This is a genomic window from Methylibium sp. T29 (assembly GCF_000576205.1).
GTDB lineage: Bacteria > Pseudomonadota > Gammaproteobacteria > Burkholderiales > Burkholderiaceae_C > Methylibium > Methylibium petroleiphilum.
In genome coordinates, this window is record NZ_AZND01000534.1 from 1 (window position 1) to 1,045 (window position 1,045).

General features: G+C 75.6%; 1 protein-coding gene. It reads right to left on the reverse strand.

Translation table 11 applies throughout. The features are described from left to right. On the reverse strand, nucleotides 1-1,045 hold a 1,045-nt coding region (locus x551_RS26090; protein WP_036251919.1), incomplete at both ends, for a hypothetical protein.

The following is a 1,045-nucleotide window of genomic DNA, read 5'->3' on the forward strand; positions in this document are numbered from 1 at the left end:
CGCGGGCGCGCTCGATGTCCCACGCCGTGCCGCGGCCCCGCAGCAGCAGGTCGATCTCGCGCAGCGGCGCGCGCCGCTGGTCCCAGCGGCCGGGGACCTCGTTGCGCACCTGGGCCCGCAGCACCAGCGGCTGGTCGTTGTTGAGCTGCAGGACCGCGCTGCCGTTCAGCTCGGTGGTCGGCGCGGGCGTGCCGGCGGACAGGAGCGGGGCGAGCAGCCGCGCGAGGTCGAGCCGCACGAAGTGCGCGTCGAGCTGCGAGACGGGCAGGGGATCGAAGGGCGTGACCTGGGCCTTGACGTCGAGGCGCTGCGATTGCATCACCACCGTGGCCTGGGCGTCGAAGCGGCTCAGCGGGCCGGCCGCCTGCAGCGCCAGTGTCACGTCGCGGGCCCAGGGCGGTACCTGGGCTTCGCTGGCGTCAACCGCGCCGTGCAGCGCGAAGCGCGCCCGCAGCGGCAGCGGCGCGGCGGCCTCGATCTGGCCGCCGCCCTCGGCCTGCAGCCCGTTCCAGCGCAACGACAGCGCTTCGATGCGGTGGGTGCTGCCGGCCTCGACACGCGCGCTCAGGGCCTGGATCGGCGCCGCGAGCCCCGGCAGTTGCAGGCGCTCGATGCGCAGCGTGTCGATGCGCGCGCTCAGCGGGAGCTGCAGGTCGGACGGGGCGCCCGCGGCAGGCGTCGGCGCGGGCGTGGGGGAGAACTCGACCGCCACGCTGTGCGCGGCCAGCGTGCGGGCCTGGAGATGAACGAAGGGCGCGGCGAAGCGCCAGTCGACGAGCTCCAGACCGCTCGATTGCAGGCCGTCGATGCGGACCGTGCTGCGGCCGGCACGGATCGACAGCCGCGCCAGCGAGAACTCGCTGGTCGGCCCGAGCAGCGCGCCGCGTGGGGCTTCGAGCGTGAGCCCCGGCACATGCATGCCGATCTGATCGAGCCACCAGCGCGTGCCGGCCTCGGTGTGCAGCGCCTGCCACGCCGAGGCGATGACCGCCGCCGCGGCCAGCGGCAGCGCGAGCACCGCACCCAGCAGCCACGGCCAGCGGCG